This is a genomic window from Streptomyces spirodelae (genome assembly GCF_017676385.1).
GTDB classification, from domain to species: Bacteria; Actinomycetota; Actinomycetes; order Streptomycetales; family Streptomycetaceae; genus Streptomyces; species Streptomyces spirodelae.
Genome location: NZ_JAFFZN010000017.1, coordinates 43,774 through 61,029, shown reverse-complemented (window position 1 = coordinate 61,029; position 17,256 = coordinate 43,774). Strand labels below are relative to the sequence as shown.

Here is a 17,256-nt window from a genome sequence, read left to right as displayed (position 1 = left end):
CCGAACCCGTCCCTTTTCCTTCTACGCCCCGGTGTCCGTGAGAGGAAGCCGACCAACCGTGAATGAGCTGTCGTTCGCTGTCCCGCTGTGGGGGTGGGCCGTCGTCACCGGCGTCATCGGCGTGATGCTCGTCGTCGATCTGATCGCCCACCGAGAAGAGCACGTCATCGGATTCCGGGAGGCCGTGCTGTGGAGTGCTCTTTGGATCGCCATCGGCCTGGGTTTCGGCCTGATCCTCTGGGTGTGGCAGGGTGGCGAGACCGCTTCCACCTACTACGCCGGCTACCTGATCGAGAAGGCCCTGTCGATCGACAACGTCTTTGTGTTCGCACTGGTGTTCTCATTCTTCGCGGTGCCGGACGCTTATCAGCACAAGGTGCTGTTCTGGGGGGTCCTCGGGGCGCTGGCGGCCCGACTGGTGTTCATTTTCGTCGGCGCGGAACTGCTCCAGATCTTCTTCTGGACCGCTTATCTGTTCGGTGCTTTCCTGATCTGGACGGGCTGGAAGATGGCAGTCTCCAAGGACCAGGAGGTCCACCCGGACCGCAACCCGGTCGTTCGCCTGGTCAAGAAGATCATTCCGACCGACCCCCGTTTCCACGGCGGTGCGTTCTTCGTGCGCGTCAACGGCCGCAGAGTGGCGACATTGCTGTTCGTGGCCCTGGTCGCGATCGAGGCCACGGACCTGGTCTTTGCCGTGGACTCCGTCGCCGCAGTATTGGCCATCACCACCGACACGTTTCTGGTATGGACCGCCAACGCATTCGCCGTCCTGGGCCTGCGGAGCCTGTACTTCTGTCTCGCCGGGCTTTTGCGCCGCTTCGCCTACCTGCATTACGGACTCGCGGTCCTGCTCGCCTTCGCCGGCGTCAAGCTCATCCTGTCCGAGACGCCCGTCGGTAAACTACCCATCCCGCTCACTCTCGGTGTCATCGCCGCCACCATCGCCGTTTCCATCGTCTGGTCTCTCCTTGCCACTCGAGGTCGGGAAACCGACAGCACGGTGGGCTGACGAGTTCGTGCACGGTCGGTGGTGAGGCGTCGACTTCCTCATCACTGCTCGTCCAGTGAGCTTCTTCGGCGTCGCCAGTCCAGGGAGGTGATCACCGGGAAACACGGCGACAGCGCTGAAAGAAGGTGGCGCGAGAGATATCCGGGTCGGCCGCCGAGCCCTCATCGCCGGGTTGCCGACCCCGGCCCCCAGTCGCCGAACGTCACGACAGGTGCCGGAGCGCTGGGCGCACCGGGACACGGCGCAGGTCGGTGGGGTGGGGGCGGTCGAAGCCAGGCGGACTTGCGTTCAGCCGGACGCTCACCGCGATCGAGCCGACACATCAGCTCAACTCGCGCCCGCTCTCCGACAGGAGTCAGTTGACGGGGACGAAGGTGCGTCTTCCGGTGACGGGGTCGGGGGCGCCGAGGTACCGCTGGTCGGTGATCCGGTCGTGCTTTCCTGTCACCGTGCCTTCCAGGCCGATGGGGATGCCCTCGATCGTGAGTTTTCCGCCCAGCTTCAGCTCGGAGGCGTGCCCTTTGTAGGAGACAGCGCTGACCTGCCCACGGGTGTGTGCCAGTCGCGAGAAGAGATCTCCGGTGGGAGCCGGCGGGTCGGAAGGGACGGCGGGGCGGCTCAGCATCGAAGTCATCGGGGTCTTCAGCCACTTCCGGGCAGCGGTCTGCTCCTCGGGCGTGGTGCTGATCGGGACGTTGACCGTCACCACGTGGGTGTCGTTACCTCCTTCCCGGTACGAGCCGGAGAGACCTGCCTTCTTGTCCCCGAGTTCGCCACTGAACGATCCGCCGAGCTTTCCTTCCACGGTCTGGATGAGGCGGACGGTGGTGATGTTGGTGTTCGGGTCGGGGTTGTTCTTGTCCCGGACCACCTGGATCGCGCCGCCGAGGACCTTGCTTCCCTCGATCTGCAGCACTTTCCCCCTGGCGAGCGAGGGCTCCACGGTGAATTCCCTGCTCAACGTTTCTGTGGGCCGCAGCGGGTCCATGGTGCTGGTAATGGCCGAGAGGTTGCTGCTGAACTTGATCCCGGGGGTCACGCCTGTGATGTTGGCCGCCGCGTTCGCCTCGGCGTTCACCGTTCTCGTCTTGATCTTCGGCTGACCGATCCGCTCCAGCACCTGCGGGAGCCGTGCCTTGGCCCAGAGCCAGCCGGCTGGGCTCAGATATTGCGCCGTATGCAGCCTGAACGCCTCGGAGAGGTCCTTTTGCAGCTTTTCGGCTTCCGCCTTGCTCTTGAACGACCAGGTGTCGCCGATTTCGAACTTCATCGCGCCGCCGAGCTTCAGCTTCTCGTCGAGCTTGAGCCCCTCCTGGGCGTTGGAGATCATGGTCACGCGGTAGGTGCCGTCGTTCATCTGCTCGGTACGCAGGGCGAAACCCTGACCGAGCTCGGCGAAGAAGATCGAGAGTTTGCCGCCGCCCGAACTCTCGTGGCTGGAGGTCTTGTAGGGCACCACCTTGAAGTAGGCAAGCTGTGTGGCCCGCTGCAGCACGTCCGTGGGCAGACCCCTGAGCGTCTGCAGCGCTTCGGGCTTGAGATACAGATACTGCTCGCGCTGCGCGGGCGCCAGCCCGGCCCACCACGTGGAGACCGCCTGCTCGCCCGCGTTCGGCTTCGGTACGGCGTTGAGGTTGACCGGGTCGGCGGCCAGCAGGGCGCCGGCGTCCAGCTCGACGGAGGGGGGAGCTGCCTTCCGGACCTGCTCCAGGCGGTCGCACCGGGCCAGGATGTCGGCCGCGGTCCGGCGCAGGAACGGATCGACGGAGCCCGGCAGCGGCCCGCCGGCGAGCGCCTCGCCCTGCGTCCTGGGCCCCGGAAGGTATCCCGTCGGGATGCCGTACGTCCTTGAGATCGGAATTCCGCCTGTGGCCACCGGCACTCCGGGGTGGTCCACCAGCGGTTGCAGTTCCGGGCTCGTACTCGCCTTCTGCGGCGCCATGTCGGCGGCTGCTGCCTCCAGGATCTGGGACAGCCGCCGGTGCATCGGCACGATGGAGCCCGCCACCGAGTCCAGATGCCCCGCGAGCTCCCGTACCCGGACCAGGTCGAAGCCCTGGAAATCACCCATCAGTTGCCTCCCGTCGGAACTGCCGCAGCCTCCTTGTCGAGCAGTTCGGCCTCGTGGTCCCAGCGCTGGGCAGTGGCGCGCACTCCGTTCGCCAAGCCCTCCAGCGCGAGCTGCTGCTTGCGCAGTTCCCCTGAGACGCGCTCCGCGTACGGGCCCAGCCACACCCCGTCGGCGGTCGCCTTGGCCACCCCCGTATCCAGCGTGGAACCCAGCGACCCCGCCACGCTGCGGGCCTGCGCCGCGTGCTGCCGCAGGCGTTCCGCCCGCGCCCGCGCCTGTTCCGGCGTCTCGCCCGACTTCATCGCTCCCACGTCCGCCCCCGCCCTTCCCACGCGGCTACTCGCGCTCGCGGGCCCAGGCCCCGACCATCAACCAGCCCGCTACGACGGGCCGGGCCTTGCAGGAGGAGGCGGTGGCTTTCGGTCAGTTCTGTGCCCGGTGTTCAGGCCACCCATCCATGGCGGTACTGTCCGCCGACCCGAACGCCCCTCACCTTAAGTGGGCCCCCTGTGCCGACGCCTTAGCACAGAACGCCAAGTTGGTGTCGGCCCTTCGAGCGCCTGGTCGCCTCGTAACGGCCGGCCTGGAAAGGAGGACCTTGAGCGTCCTGCCTGACCGGAAGGGCCTCCGCTCGCGCGCGGACCACCTGTTTGCGTATTCGAACCGTGGTGGCGGTGGAGGGGCGGACCCCCGCGGGGACCGGTGTCGTGGTGGTCACTTGCCGGAGCCGACGGGACCGACCGTGATCGGGGTACCGGAGCCGTCGGTGACGGGCAGGTTGATGCTGACGGGCAGGGTGCGGGACTGGGTCTCGTTGGGCGGGGTGACCACGAGGCTGGTGATGTCCACACCGCTGCCACCGGTGTCGTTGCGCGGGTAGTTGAGGGTGAAGCGGGTTGTCTCACCGGGCTGCAGGTTGACCGTCGAGGGCGTGAGGTTGTTGCGGGTGGCGTGGAGGGAGCCCGCCTCGCCCTGGAGATCGACTCCCGGGAAGCCCTTCAGGGTGCAGGCGGCGGAGCCGGAGTTCCTGAGGTTCACCAGAAGGGTGCCCTCGGCCATGCCGTGCGAGGTGCTGAAGGCGAGCCCTGCGGTTTTGCAGGAGCTGGACTCGGGCGCCCCGCCCCCGGAGCCGCCCTTCCCGCCGGAGGCGGAGTTCCCGCCGCTGTCCTGTGAGGAAGCGGGCGGTGTCTTGTCGTTGTCGGCGCCACCGCCGCGTGGATTCGACGACGACGAAGGCGAGGGACCGCCCTTCCGCGTCGGGCGGCTGGGGGAGTCGGCGGGTGCGGGTGCCGCCTCTCCGGCCACCTTCTTGGGTGCGGAGTCGCCCGGCCGCTCCGTACCGCATCCGGTCAGCAGGGCAGCCGCCAGTCCCGCTGCGAGCCCCACTGCGGCAACCACCGCCGGGCGCGTGTTCCTGTCCCCGCACCTGCCCGTGCGCCTGTCCAGGCGTAGGTCCATGCGCCGTCGCCCGGTCCACGCCCCTTCAGGCCGCCCGGTCGCGCCCGTCGCGTGCTGCTGCGGTTGTTTTCTCACTGCCGTCACTTCCCGACCGTTGATCGCCGACGTGCACCGGATGCGGAGTGCCAGGCTCTCGCACCCGCACCTCCGTGCTGTACACAGTCTGATGACATGCACGCCGCGAAAGTTCACGGCGGGGCTCCGTTTTCGGCACGGTGTCCCGACGGGCCCCGGCGCAGAGGGAGGGGGCCGCCTTCTCGGGGTGCGGGGCGGGGACACGGGGCGGATCGCCGTGCTGGGTGAGTTCCATATGGACGGGGGAACCGGACATGCCCAGGAGGAGACGGAGACCCGGGGGAAGGGGTGAATCACCCGGTGTCGTCGGCGTTCTCGGCGTCTGCGCTGAGGAAGTCGGCGACCAGCGCGGGCGGGTTGGCGGCTCGGGTGAGTGCGAACATCACGTCCGGGTCGAACATGTCATAGAGGATCACCGGCAGTGGCCGTCCCAGGGCACGTATCAGGTCGCCCTCGGTGTGGAATTGCCGCGCCAGGTCGACGCACAGCTGTTGGAACTGTGCGTCCAGGCGCTCCGTCCGCTCGTCCCGTATGTGCTCGGGCTCGTCCTCCTCGAACCAGAGGCCGGCCGCGCGTGCCTCCTGACCGTGCAACTCGGCGCCGCGCGGATCGGCTTGCTCGTCGTGACCGATGACGCGGACGCCCTCCAGGCCGGAGGGCGGGAAGTAGGCGTAGTTCCAGCGGGCTTCCCACGGTTCGGGCGGGCTCGGTTCCGCGAGCAGCCGCGCCACCTCGGCCTCGGTGTTGTAGCCGAGGGCCAGGTAGGGGAAGCGGGAGTCCTGGTCGACGCTGTCGATCCGGAAGGTGACGGTGTAGAGGCCGGAATCCGGTGCGGTGGGGAACTCGGTCAGGGCGCTCGCCGCCTGCTGCCTCATGTGCTGCCGGAACGTCATCGAGCGTTCTCCCAGGAGCCCGTGGTGGCTGGTGATGTCTCGTGATGGCCGGTGGTGGCCAACGGTGGCCGGTCGCACTCGGTGGCCGGTTGTGGCCGGTTGTGGCCGGTGGTGCGGAACTCTAGCGGTCCGCCCGCCAGGCGGAGAGGTGAGGGGCGCGTGGGGTCTGAGCAGGTGCTCATCACATCGGGTGAAACTTTGGCCGACTGTTGCGGCCAACAACCCTCTGTTGTCAAGCTGTTGCTGACCGTCAGCATGACCGGCATGACTCAGCATCAGTCGGCTTCTCTCAGCATCTGTCCGAAACGGGGAGGGCACACGTGCCATTCGGTGAGCAGCCCGCGTACCTGCGTGTGGCCTCGGATCTCCGCAAGAAGATCGCGGACGGCTCGCTGCCGCCGCACGCGCGCCTCCCCTCGCAGGCCCGCATCCGCGAGGAGTACGGCGTCTCCGACACGGTGGCCCTGGAGGCCCGCAAGGTGCTGATGGCCGAAGGTCTGGTCGAGGGACGCTCCGGCTCCGGGACGTACGTACGCGAGCTGCCGGCCGCCCGTCGGGTCTCGCGTACGGGCTACCGCGCACTCGGCGAGTGCACCCCCTTCCGTCAGGAGCAGTCCGACGAGCGGGTGCGTGGCACCTGGGAGTCGCAGAGCGAGCAGGAGGACGCCTCGGCCGACATCGCCGACCGGCTGTTCGTCGAGCGGGGCGACCGGGTGATGCGTACCCGCTATGTCTTCCACGTGGACGGTGACCCGGTGATGCTCTCCACTTCCTGGGAGCCGCTGGCGGTGACGGGGCGGACGCCGGTGATGCTCCCGGAGGAGGGGCCCCTGGGTGGCCGGGGGGTGGTGGAGCGCATGGCGGCGATCGACCTCGTGGTGGACAACGTCACCGAGGAGGTCGGCAGCCGCCCCGGGCGCGCCGAGGAGATGACGGCGCTGGGCGGCGTCCCCGGGCATGCGGTGCTGGTCATCGCGCGTACGTACTTCGCGGGTAAGCGGCCCGTGGAGACGGCGGACGTGGTGGTGCCCGCCGACCGCTTCAAGCTGGCGTACCACCTTCCGGTGAAGTAGTGCCGCTCCCTCCGTCGAGCGCTGGAAGTCCCTGAGGCCGGTTCGCACCCCGGCTCGCACCCCCGGGCCCGTGCCCGGCTCGTGCCCCGTCCGTGCCCCGGTGCACGCCCCGTGGGGAGCGAACACGTGGCCGAAAAATTTTGCCCCATGTGCAAAGCCGAATGCGGTGAGTGAAGGCCGGGCGTAAGCTCCGGCATATGCGAAGTGCGAGCGGCGACAGTGACGCGGTGCTGCCCTGGCAGCTCATCCGCCAGGACTGCCACGGCAACCGCTACCGCGTCGGCAGTTATGCCACCCGGGACGAGGCGCAGCATCTCGCCGAACGGCTGAGCGAACATCGGTTGAACGAACAGGGTGAGGGCTATCTGGTGGAGCACCGCGACCGCGTCGCCGCTCGTCTTCGTGGTGAGCGCGACGACAGCCGTACCTGACTCCCGCTTCGCCCTCCACTCCTCACTCTGACTTCACCTGGCCCCTCCCCTCCCTGTCCGGGCGCGGGCCCTGCTCCGGGAGTCAGGGGGTGGGGGAGGGGGGTGACGCTCCGCATGCGTCCGATCGCGCAGTGTGTCGGGTATATGGATAATTGATCCATCTTGGACGTATCCAGATCCCGACCAGGGGCGTGGGCCGTGTGAGCACCGAACCCGCCGACGGGGCGACCTCGCTCCTCGATACCCTCCGCGTCGGGATCGTCATGCTGGACGGCTACGGCACCGTCCTGGCGTGGAGCCCGACCACCGAGGAGATCCTGGGCTGGCCGGCGGACGACGTGGTCGGTCGGTCGATCGAGGACTTCGTGGTCAGCGACGAGGCCGAGCGCCGGTCGCGCCGCAACAGCCTCGGCCGCACCGGAAGGTGGCGCGGCATCCTGCGCATCCGCCACCGCGCCGGACACGTGGTCGAGGTCGAGGGGCGCGGCTCGACGCTGCGGGACACCGATCAGCGGCCATTCGTGCTCGCGAACATCATGGAGACCAGCAGGCTCCGCGCCGTCGAGCACGACCTGGCCGCGCTGGACGCGCTGTTCGCCTCCTCGCCGCTGGGCATCGCCGTCTTCGACACCGAGAAGCGCTTCGTCCGCTTCAACGACGCCCTCGTCCGGCTCAACAACGCCACACACACCGATCTGCTGGGCCGTACGGTCGCCGAGCTGCTGCCCGCCGAGATGGCCGACGAGGTGATGGAAATCCAGTCCAGTGTGCTGGAAACCGGGCGCTCGGTCGTGGACGTGGTGACCACCTCGCCGAACGGGCAGGGTGCGCGCTCCGTGTCGTACTCCCGCATCACCGACCGCAGCGGCAAGGTGCTCGGCGTCAGCTGCACCGTCATGGACATCACCGAGCGGCTGGAGGCCCTCAACAAGGCCGAGGCGGCGCGGCAGCGGCTCGCGCTGCTGGACGAGGTGGGGGTGGCCCTCGGCGATCTGCTCGACGTCCGCGCCATCTCGCAGGCGCTGGCCGAGGTGCTGGTGCCGAGATTCGCCGACTACGCGGGGGTGATGCTGCGCGGCGAGGTCGCCGTCGGCGGGGAGTTGCCCGAGCCGGTCATCTCCGTGGGGACGCCGCTGCACCTGTTCGGCTTCGCGGCGCGGGAGGCCGGGGAGCGTGTCGAGAGGCTGCTCCGGCTCGGTGGCGAGATCATCTACGAGCGCGAGTCGCTGCTCGGCCGCGCGCTGGACAGCGGCACCCCCCAACTGGCCTCCACCCCCGAGGAGATCCTGCGCGCCACCCGGCCCGGCGACCCCAAGGTGGAGGCCACCTTCGAGCTGGGGGTGCACTCGCTGATGGCGGTGCCGCTGCGGGCGCGCGGCACGGTGCTGGGGCTGCTGCTGATGAGCCGGGCGCACGGGGACGAGCCGTACGCGAGTGACGACCGGGCGCTCGCGGTCGAGCTGGCGGACCGGGCCGGCACCTTTCTCGACAACGCGCGGCTGTACGCGCGGGAGCGCGAGGGGGCCCTGATGCTCCAGCGCAGTCTGCTGCCGCAGCACATCGCCGAACCGCCCGGGGTCAGCCTCGCCTACCGCTACGTGCCGGGCAGCAGCGGCACCGAAGTGGGCGGCGACTGGTTCGACGTCATCCCGCTGCCCGGCGGCCGGGTCGCCTTCGTGGTCGGTGACGTGATGGGGCACGGGCTGCACTCCGCCGTCACCATGGGGCGGCTGCGTACCGCCGTCCGTACGCTGGCCGGTCTCGACCTGCCCCCGGACGAACTGCTCGCCCGTGTCAGCACCGTCGGGGAAGATCTGTCGCACGGCCCCGACGACCCGCTGATGGCCACTTGCCTGTACGCGGTCTACGAGCCGGCGCCCACCTCGGCCGGCAGCCGGTGCGGGGTGCTCACCATGGCCAGCGCTGGCCATGTGCCGCCGCTGCTGATCACCCGCGAGGAGGGCGGCGGCTGCCGGGCCCGGCCCGTCGACATCCCCTCCGGCACCCCCCTCGGTGTCGTCGGAGCCGCGCTGGACGGCGGGTTCGAGCTGGCGGAGGTGGAGATCGAGGAGGGCAGCGTCTTCGTCCTCTACACCGACGGACTCGTCGAGAGCAGAGGCGAGGACATCACCGAGGGCATCGACCGGGTCTGCTCACTGCTGGCCGGGCCCGGCTGCTACCGGGCGGAGCCGGAGGAAGGGCTCGTCTGGAACGGCGCGGGTGCGTATGTCTCGCCCGGACCGGTGGAGGAGACCGGGTGCGGCGGCATCGAGCACGCATGCGACGTCCTGATCGACTCGCTGCGCCTCCACGGCTCCAGCGTCAACGGCCGACTCAGCACCGGGGACGACGTCGCACTGCTGATGGCCAGGCTCGGTGGGCTGCCGGGGGACACCGCCGCATCCTGGTCGTTCACCACCGGCAGCTACGCCGTGCGGCGGGCGCGGGAGGCCGTGCGCAAGACGCTGCGCGAGTGGGAGCTCTCGGTTCTGGAGGACATCACCGTGCTGCTGGTGAGCGAACTGGTCACCAACGCACTGCGGTACGCGCACGGCCCCATCGGCGTGCGGGTGGTGCGCGACACCAGCCGGGACCCGGCGGGTCGCGAAGGGGTGCTGATCGTGGAGGTCTCGGACCCGCTGCCCGAGCCGCCCAGAGAACGCGTCGTCACCGCGGAGCAGGAGGGCGGCAGGGGGATTCAGATGGTGGCGAGCGAGGCACGCAGGTGGGGGACCCGGCACGGCCCCCAGGGCAAGACGGTGTGGTTCGAACTGCCGCTGTCGTGATGCGAACCGCCAGTGGCGTGACCGGACATACGGCCCCGTTCGGACAACCTGCCCCGGTGGTGCGGGGTGCCGTGGTCCCGGGCAGGTCAGCCTGTCCGGTCCGGAGAGCACTCCAGGGGTTCGACCCGGCGTTACCTGGTTAGGAGTCAGGGGTGACCCCCGTGAACAACGGGGGTACGCGCATGTTGCCTCGTCGTGACAAGGAAGACTTGTAGCGATCGGGAAGAGCGGGCTCCGGATGGCCCTCCGGGCTGCCACACTGCTCGGACCGGAGGCGAGCACCGGCAGTGGAAGGGGCGGCATTGAGCGATATCCCGGTGGAGGCGGCCGGTAAGCAGGACGACGTACGTCGTGCCCTGGCCCTGCTGAACGCCGCGGGCGCACGGATCGGCAACTCGCTGGATCTGGAGACCACGGCCCGCGAGTTGCTGGACGTGGCGGTGCCGCAGTTCTGCGACCTGGCCTCCGTCGACCTCTATGAGAGTGTGCTGGCCGGGGACGAGCCCCGCCCCGTCGGGCCGACGAGCCCCCAGGAGGCCGAGCAGGCCGGCTTCCACGAGGCGGACGCCGCCCGGCGCCAGGGACCGGAAGTGCGCCTCGCCGGCGAGCTGCCCCGGCGCCGCCGCAAACCGATCGGCTCGCCGCGCGGCGAACTGCGCAGGGTGGCCTTCGCCAGCGCCGTCTCCAACACCCCGTACGAGTACGGCCTCCCGGACGAGGAGGCCCGCACCGGCGAGTCGGTGATCCGCCCGCGCGACGCAGCCGGGGAGGGCGCGCGAGCCCGCGCCAACGGCGTGGCCGCCGCGGCGGCGCAGCCGGGCCAGCCCGCCGAGGTGGGCTCCACCCACTGCTATGCCGAGCACTCCCCGTTCGCCACCGCGCTGCGCACCGGCCGGGTGCAGAACATCGCCAGCCAGGACGGCAGCGTGCCCGCGCAGTTCGGCACCGTCGTGCAGTCGACGCTCGCCGTGCCGATGGTCGCCAGGGACCGGGTGCTGGGGCTGGCGCAGTTCTCGCGGGCCAAGGGCAGTGAGCCGTTCGGCGAGCGGGACGGGGCGCTCGCCGCCGAGCTGGCCGCCCGCGCCGCTGTCTGCATCGACAACGCCCGCCTCTACCGCAGGGAGCACGAGCGGGCGCTCATCCTCCAGCGCAGCCTGCTGCCGCCCGGTGACCCGGAGGCGGCGGGGCTGGAGATCGCCTGCCGCTACCTTCCGGGCAACCCGGCCACCGAGGTGGGCGGTGACTGGTTCGACGTCATCGAACTGCCGGGCCACCGCACCGCCATCGTCGTCGGCGACGTGATGGGGCGCGGGCTGCGCGCGGCCGTCGCCATGGGCGAACTGCGCACCGCCGTACGCACGCTGGCCCTCACCGACATGGAACCGGCCGAAGTGCTCGGCGCGCTGGACGAGATCGCGCGCGGCCTCGGCGACCCCCGCAGGCAGCACCCGCAACGGGGAAACCGCGGCAGTGACACCGACCTGTCCGAGGTGTATCTGGCCACCTGCATCTACGCCGTCTACGACCCGGTCTCACGGCGCTGCACGTTCGCCAACGCAGGTCACCTGCCGCCCATCATGGTCGAGCCGGGCGAGCCCGCGCTGCTGCTGGAGGTCCCCAAGGGGGTGCCGCTGGGAGTGGGCGGCGAGCCGTTCGAGGAGATCGAGATCGAGCTGCCGGAGGGTGCGATGCTGGCCCTCTACACCGACGGCCTGGTCGAGTCCCGCGACCACCCGCTCGACGAGGGCCTCGGCCGGTTCCGCTCGGCGCTCACCGACGCCACCGAGCCGCTGGAGGACACCGCTGACCGGGTGCTGCGCACTCTCAACGTGCACCACGGCGAGGACGACATCGCGCTGCTCGTCGCCCGCGTACAGGGCCTGGACCCCGAGCACGTCGGCGACTGGACGCTGCCGCCCGAGCCGCGCTCGGTCGCCCGGGCACGGGAGCTGACCTGCGAACAGCTCTCCGCCTGGGGCCTGGACGCGCTCAGCGACACCGCGGAGCTGCTGGTGAGCGAGCTGGTCACCAACGCACTGCGGTACGGCGAGGGGAACATCCGGCTGCGGCTGCTGCTGGAGCGCACGCTGGTGTGCGAGGTGTGGGACGCGGGCCAGGTCCAGCCGCGCAGGCGCCGGGCCCGGGACACCGATGAAGGCGGCCGCGGTCTGCAACTGGTCGATCTCCTCAGCACCGGCTGGGGGAGTCGCCGGGTGCCCTCCGGGAAGGCCGTCTGGTTCCAGCTGCCGCGACCGGAGGAGGGCAAGGCAGCACCGGACCCGACCGAGGCGTTGCTGAAATTGTTCTGAGCGACGCACCGGAAGCGTTCTGAGCTGCGCACCCGAAGCGTTCCGGATGACGTACCGGAGAGCAAGCGCCGGATTCGATGAAGTGGCCGAAAGGCAGTGCCCCAATTCCACGGCACTGCCCAGCGCCCTTACATATGTCTGGATTCCCCTTTTTTCCAGGGCTCCGCCCCGATAAGATTTCCGCTCGGGGATCAGTGATTCTTGAAACGGGGGTGCCGTGTGGGCGTGCGGCTCATAATCCTTGACGACGACCCGGTGTACCGGATGGGAGTCGCGGCGGCGGCCGAAATCGACAGCGCCGTCACTGTCGTGGCCCAGCAGGGGCTGCCGGAGCGGTGCGCCGGACGGATGCCGCGCCCGCCCGCCGAACTGGTGGCACAGGCGGACGTGGTGCTCGTCGGCGGCCCGGGCCCGGCCCGGCTGGCCCGTACGGTACGGCTGCTGACCGCCACCGACCCGGCGGTACGGGTGCTGGTGGCCTCCGACGACGGCAGCACTGCCGCTGTCCTCTCGGTGGTCCGGTCCGGTGCCATGGGCTATGTGATGAAGAGCGTCAGCGCTCGTACGCTGCTCAGGTCGGTGCATCTGCTGGCCGAGGGCGGTGCGGCGTTCGGGGCAGGGGTCGCCGAGGGGCTGCGTGGCGGGCTGGGGATGCTGCCGCAGCTGTCCAGCCGGCTGGCCTTCCCCACGCTGACGGAACGGGAGCGGGACATCCTCGAACTGCTGGCGCTCGGCTGGGAGAACAAGCGCATCGCCCGTCGCCTGGTGCTCGCGGAGAAGACGGTGCGCAACCACATCACGGGCCTCTTCAGAAAGCTGGAAGTCCCGGACCGGAACGCCGCGATGATGCGGGCGCGAGCCGCCGGGATAGGGCTGGAACACAAAGCTGCGGAGGTCTGAATTCCTGGCGCGGCGCTCATCCCGCGCCAGGAATTCACAGACAGTGAAAAAGCGGAAGTCGGGCGTTCGGGAAATCCAGGGCCCTGGAATTACGGGTGGTTACTTCTCCGGCTCGGTGTGACAAGGCCGTGCTCATAACCTGTGATCACCAACTGGACGCGGTCCCGGGCCCCCAGCTTGTCGAAGAGCCGCCCGATGTAGGTCTTCACCGTCGCCATCGACACATGCAGCTCGGCGGCGATCTCCGCATTCGAGAGGCCCTTGGTCACCAGCAGCAGCACCTCCCGCTCCCGGCTCGTCAGGGGCTCGAGGCTGGCGGAGACCTCGGGGGTGGCCTGCGGCTGCCGGCAGAACTCGGCGATCAGCCGGGCGGTGACGCTCGGCGCCAGCAGCCCCTGCCCCGCCGCCACCGTACGGATGGCACGCACCAGATCGGCGGGCGCGACATCCTTGAGAAGGAAGCCGCTGGCCCCCGAGCGCAGGGCCGCGAACACATACGAGTCCAGGTCGAACATGGTCAGCACCAGCACCCGCACCCCCTCGGCCTGGGGATGCGAACGGATCAGCCGCGTCGCCTCGATCCCGTCGAGACCCGGCATCCGTACGTCCATCAGCACCACGTCAGGACGCTCCCGCACCGCCAGCCGGACCGCGGCGTCACCGTCCTCGGCCAGACCGACGACCTCGAGGCCGGGCTCCGCGTTCACCAGCACCCGGAAGCTCTCCCGCAGCAACTCCTGATCGTCGGCGATCAGTACCCTGACGGGCGCGGAGGATTGACTCATCTCGACTGCGACGCTCCTCGACTCGTGTCCCCGGCTGCCGCCCCGGCGGCCTCCTCACGTGCAACCGGCCGTGCGGACAGCGGGATACGGGCGCGCACCAGGAACCCTCCGCCCGGTACCGGGCCGGCCGCCAGCTCCCCGCCGTACACCGCGACCCGCTCCCGCATGCCGATCAGGCCGTGCCCGGTGCCGCCTCCGGCGGCCCCGGCGGTGCCGGCGGCTCCAGGGGTCCTTGTCCCGGCGGCTCCGGCAGCCCCTGCCGCCATCCGGTGAGCCAGGCTCTTTCTGCCGTAGCGCTCCTGGCGGCCGCCGTCGTCGAGCACCTCCAGCCGCAACTGCTCCGGCCCGGCCGTCAGGGCGAGCCGGCAGTAGCAGGGAGCGGCGTGCTTGATGACGTTCGTCAGCGCCTCCTGCACCACCCGGTGCCCGGCCCTGGCCACCCCGTCGGGGAGGTCGGCGAGCCCCACCGCTGTCAGGTGCACATCCACGCCCGCCTCGCCCGCCCGGCGCACCAGCGCCTGGAGGTCGGACTCGTCGGCCAGGCTGCGGTCCGGGTGGCGCGGCTCCTCCTCGCCGTCGGGTTCGTTGCGCAGCAGGCCCAGGATGCCCCGCATCTCCTGGAGCGCCGTACGGCTCTCCTGGTCGATCACCCGCAGCGCCTCGGCCGCCTCCTGGGGCGCCACCGCGGCCACATGGCGGGCGACCCCCGCCTTGACGGCGATCACCCCCACGTGGTGCGCCACCACGTCGTGCAGCTCGCGGGCGATGCGCAGCCGCTCCTGGGCCACCGCGTTGAGCGCCAGCTGCCGGGCCGCCCGTTCGGCGTAGGCGCGACGCTCCCTGATGGCCTGCCCGGAGACCCAGGTCAGCCCGCAGACGGTGAGGCCGGACAGCCAGGTCGGCAGCCCGGTGCCGAGGGCGGCGGACGGTGTGCCACCGGCGACGAGGGCGAGCAGGATCAGCGCGCTGCCTCCCACGACGGCCCACCGCACCGCGCGGCCGGCGCTGGTGGTGGACACGGCGACCGCGTACAGCGCGTATGCCACGGCCAGGAACGGCTCCAGGAGCGCTCCCGACACCGCCGCAGTGGCCGACGCCGCAGCGACGACCAACAGCACGGTGCGCGGCCACAGACGGCGCACGGCCAGCGGCAGGCCCATCGCGAGGAACAGCGGCACCCGGAGCGCTGCCGCGGCGCCCCCGGCCGAGTCCTGCAGGGGGGCCAGCATGGCGTACAGCACCGGGAAGGCGAGCGCCGCCGCACCGTCCCAGGCCACGAGCTGCCGCCGGGTCAGACCGCCCGGCATCCAGCCGCGGCGCTGCCCGTCGTCGAGCTGGGAGGATTCACCGGCCACTCGCACACGGTAGCCCGCACCGCGCCTCGCGCACCTCCGACCACAGTCGGTCAGACCACGGTAGGAAGCCCGGCGGGTGCTGTGGGTCCGCGTCCACCCGGGGGTAGGGCGGAAACTTCGGAGCCCGGTCCGATGTGCGCAGGCCGTGCCCGCGGCCATGCTCGATACGTGATTGAAGTCCAGCATCTGACCAAGTCCTACGGCCCGGCCCGGGCCGTCGACGACCTGAGCTTCGTGGTGCGGCCGGGAAAGGTCACCGGCTTCCTCGGCCCCAACGGCGCGGGCAAGTCCACCACGCTGCGGCTGCTGCTCGGCCTCGGCGAGCCGGACGCGGGACGGGCCCTGCTCTTCGGCAAGCCCTACCGGGAGCTGTCCGACCCGCTGCTGCGCGTCGGGGGCCTGCTGGAGGCCGGGTCGACCCAGCGCACCCGCAGCGCCTACCACCATCTGCTGTGGCTGGCCCACACCCACCGCATCCCACGCTCCCGGGTGCGGGAGGTCCTGGAGATGGTCGGCCTCTCCGACGTGGCGCGGCGCGCCTCGGGCGGCTTCTCGCTCGGCATGTCCCAGCGGCTGGGCATCGCCGCCGCGCTGCTGGGCGACCCGGACGTACTGCTGCTGGACGAGCCGGTCAACGGCCTCGATCCCGAGGGCGTGCACTGGCTGCGCAACCTGCTCAAGGAGCGGGCCGCCGCAGGGCACACGGTGCTGCTCTCCAGTCATCTGATGAACGAGATGGCCGTCACCGCCGACCATCTGGTCGTCATCGGGCGCGGCAGGCTGCTGTCCGACAGCAGCCTGGCCGACTTCACCGCCGAGCACTGCCGCAGCGTGGTCCGCGTCCGCGGTCACGAGCCGGAGCGGCTGGGCGCCCTGCTGCGCGAGTCCGGGGCAGCGGCCGAGATCGAGCCGGACGGCACCCTGCGGGTGACCGGTATGGAGAGCCGCGAGGTGGCGAAGCTGGCCCGCGCCCACGACATCGGATTCGACGAGCTGGCGGGGGAGTCGACCTCGCTGGAGGAGGCGTTCCTGGAAATGACCGCACGCGATACGCAGTTCACGGCCGGCAGCGGCGTCGGCTCGCGGGGAGGTGCCGGTCATGGCGTCCTCTGAGACCGCCGCCACCCCCTCGGGCCCCGCGCGCGGCCCCGACTCCCCGGCCGCTTCCGGTGGCGCCGCGCCCGCCGCCGTGCTCGCCCCCGCGCGCGGTGGCGGGACGGCGGCGGCGATCCGCGCGGAGTGGACGAAGGTCCGCACGCTGCGCTCCACCCTCGCCCTGCTGGTGGGCACCTTCCTGGCGAGCATCGGGCTCGCGCTGCTTTCGGGCGTCTCGGTCGGCAACGCTCTCGCGGCGGACAACGGCAGGGTGCGCCCGGACTTCCATCCGGTGGACTCCGGCTTCAACATCGTCTGGTACACGCAACTGGGACTCGTGGCGTTCGGAGTGCTGCTGATCAGCGGGGAGTTCGGCAGCGGCATGATCCGGGTCTCTCTCGCCGCGGTGCCCCGGCGCGCCCGGCTGTATCTGGCGAAGGCCGGCGTGTGCGCCGCTGTGACGCTGCCACTGGCGGCGCTCACCGTGGTGCTCTCCTTCCTCATCGACCAGGCGGGGCTGGGTGAGTACGGCGTAGGGGTGGACGAGCCGGGCGTGCTGCGGGGCATGCTGCTCGGGGCGGTCTATCTGACGCTGATCGCCCTGCTGGCGTTCGGAATGGCCACAGCGGTCCGCTCCACAGCCGTCGCCCTGGGAGCGCTGTATGTCTTCCTGTTCGCCCTCTCGCCCCTGAGCCAGGCGGTGCCCGGCCTCAAGGAGGCCGCGCGCTATCTGCCCGACAAGGCGGGCATCCAGGCGCTGAAAGTGGGTGCCGACGCGGACCCGGCCCTCGGCCCGTGGGGCGGCATCCTCGTGGTCGCCGGCTGGACGGCGCTGGCCCTGCTCGCCGGCTGGTTCGCCTTCCGTCGCAGGGAGGTGTGAGCGGGAATTCGGAAGAACGGGACACTTCAGGGACAACTGTCCCAGCTCATAGGGACACAAGGGGCCTTAACTTCAGTGGTGTCCACAGGGACGGCGGTGCATCGGCCGACATCGCCCGACCGACCGATGACTC

The 17,256-nt window shown here is 70.5% G+C and carries 14 protein-coding genes and 1 pseudogene; 9 read left to right on the top strand and 6 right to left on the bottom strand.

Annotated elements, in window-relative coordinates:
- The first annotated feature begins 58 nt into the window (after nt 1-58).
- Nucleotides 59-1,012: a TerC family protein gene (locus tag JW592_RS18955; protein ID WP_209266332.1), complete on the top strand. Its 954-nt coding sequence runs from the start codon at nt 59-61 to the stop codon at nt 1,010-1,012.
- A 355-nt stretch (nt 1,013-1,367) separates the two neighbouring features.
- Here JW592_RS18955 and JW592_RS18950 read toward each other — a convergent pair whose 3' ends face one another.
- The 4 genes from JW592_RS18950 to JW592_RS32835 all read right to left on the bottom strand — a co-directional run bounded on the left by JW592_RS18950 (nt 1,368) and on the right by JW592_RS32835 (nt 5,509).
- Complete coding sequence (locus tag JW592_RS18950; RefSeq protein ID WP_209266331.1) at nt 1,368-3,083, bottom strand: hypothetical protein; 1,716 nt, start codon at nt 3,081-3,083, stop codon at nt 1,368-1,370.
- Nucleotides 3,083-3,394: a hypothetical protein gene (locus tag JW592_RS18945; RefSeq protein ID WP_209266330.1), complete on the bottom strand. Its 312-nt coding sequence runs from the start codon at nt 3,392-3,394 to the stop codon at nt 3,083-3,085. Before JW592_RS18945 ends, JW592_RS18950 begins: the two co-directional genes overlap by 1 nt.
- Before the next feature lie 403 nt (nt 3,395-3,797).
- Nucleotides 3,798-4,469, bottom strand: a complete 672-nt coding sequence (locus JW592_RS18940; protein WP_307805462.1) for a DUF4232 domain-containing protein — start codon at nt 4,467-4,469, stop codon at nt 3,798-3,800.
- 440 nt (nt 4,470-4,909) lie between these two features.
- Nucleotides 4,910-5,509, bottom strand: coding sequence for a hypothetical protein (locus JW592_RS32835; RefSeq protein WP_229376380.1), 600 nt, complete (start codon nt 5,507-5,509; stop codon nt 4,910-4,912).
- 320 nt (nt 5,510-5,829) lie between these two features.
- Between JW592_RS32835 and JW592_RS18930 the strand changes: the two genes are divergently transcribed.
- The 5 genes from JW592_RS18930 to JW592_RS33390 all read left to right on the top strand — a co-directional run bounded on the left by JW592_RS18930 (nt 5,830) and on the right by JW592_RS33390 (nt 13,008).
- Entirely contained in the window at nt 5,830-6,582 is a 753-nt protein-coding gene (locus JW592_RS18930) for a GntR family transcriptional regulator (protein ID WP_209266328.1), read from the top strand.
- 197 nt (nt 6,583-6,779) lie between these two features.
- Complete coding sequence (locus JW592_RS18925; RefSeq protein WP_209266327.1) at nt 6,780-7,013, top strand: SPOR domain-containing protein; 234 nt, start codon at nt 6,780-6,782, stop codon at nt 7,011-7,013.
- Nucleotides 7,014-7,213: 200 nt separating this feature from the next.
- Entirely contained in the window at nt 7,214-9,799 is a 2,586-nt protein-coding gene (locus JW592_RS18920; protein WP_307805461.1) for a SpoIIE family protein phosphatase, read from the top strand.
- Between the two features lie 302 nt (nt 9,800-10,101).
- Nucleotides 10,102-12,108 carry an ATP-binding SpoIIE family protein phosphatase gene (locus JW592_RS18915; protein WP_209266326.1) on the top strand — a complete coding sequence of 669 codons (2,007 nt, stop codon included), beginning with the start codon at nt 10,102-10,104 and terminating at the stop codon, nt 12,106-12,108.
- 225 nt (nt 12,109-12,333) lie between these two features.
- Complete coding sequence (locus tag JW592_RS33390) at nt 12,334-13,008, top strand: response regulator transcription factor (RefSeq protein ID WP_209266325.1); 675 nt, start codon at nt 12,334-12,336, stop codon at nt 13,006-13,008.
- Between the two features lie 89 nt (nt 13,009-13,097).
- Here the strand turns inward: JW592_RS33390 and JW592_RS18905 are convergent, their stop codons facing one another.
- A complete protein-coding gene (locus JW592_RS18905; RefSeq protein WP_209266324.1) occupies nt 13,098-13,793 on the bottom strand; it encodes a response regulator in 696 nt (231 codons plus the stop codon).
- Nucleotides 13,790-15,148 carry a histidine kinase gene (locus tag JW592_RS18900; protein ID WP_307805460.1) on the bottom strand — a complete coding sequence of 453 codons (1,359 nt, stop codon included), beginning with the start codon at nt 15,146-15,148 and terminating at the stop codon, nt 13,790-13,792. The genes JW592_RS18905 and JW592_RS18900 overlap by 4 nt, the downstream gene beginning before the upstream one ends.
- A gap of 213 nt (nt 15,149-15,361) precedes the next feature.
- On the opposite strand from JW592_RS18900, the pseudogene JW592_RS33690 reads away from it, so the two are divergent.
- The 3 genes and pseudogenes from JW592_RS33690 to JW592_RS18890 all read left to right on the top strand — a co-directional run.
- Nucleotides 15,362-15,724, top strand: a pseudogene (locus tag JW592_RS33690) (ATP-binding cassette domain-containing protein); the annotation flags it as partial.
- On the top strand, nt 15,710-16,261 hold the full coding sequence (locus JW592_RS33685) for a DUF8746 domain-containing protein (RefSeq protein WP_443742760.1): 552 nt from the start codon (nt 15,710-15,712) through the stop codon (nt 16,259-16,261). The pseudogene JW592_RS33690 and the gene JW592_RS33685, both read left to right, overlap by 15 nt.
- Nucleotides 16,248-17,123 (top strand): ABC transporter permease, encoded by an 876-nt coding sequence (locus tag JW592_RS18890; RefSeq protein ID WP_209266322.1) that lies wholly within the window; start codon nt 16,248-16,250, stop codon nt 17,121-17,123. Before JW592_RS33685 ends, JW592_RS18890 begins: the two co-directional genes overlap by 14 nt.
- The last annotated feature ends 133 nt before the right edge of the window (nt 17,124-17,256 follow it).